Here is a 243-nt window from a genome sequence, read left to right on the forward strand (position 1 = left end):
GCGTTCCAATCGGTGATATCGCGCCAAACGAATCTGTCATCGTAGCATTTAACATTATCGCCAATGAAATTCCGCCTATAAATCCAATTACTAATCAAGCTAGCGTTAGCTTTCAACATATCGTTAATCCAGCTAATCCTCCAGTTTCAAAAAATATTATTTCTAACAACGTTACAACAAAAATTGAAAGTGCTATTTTAAATACTATTAAAATAGGAGATAAAACTTTTGCAACGATTGGTG

The 243-nt window shown here is 33.7% G+C and carries 1 protein-coding gene; it reads left to right on the forward strand.

What is annotated here, in order from left to right:
• On the forward strand, positions 1-243 hold a 243-nt coding region (locus SB717_RS38885; RefSeq protein ID WP_410908599.1), incomplete at both ends, for a hypothetical protein.

The sequence above is a fragment of the Priestia sp. SIMBA_032 genome, from assembly GCF_046535215.1.
GTDB classification, from domain to species: Bacteria; Bacillota; Bacilli; order Bacillales; family Bacillaceae_H; genus Priestia; species Priestia aryabhattai.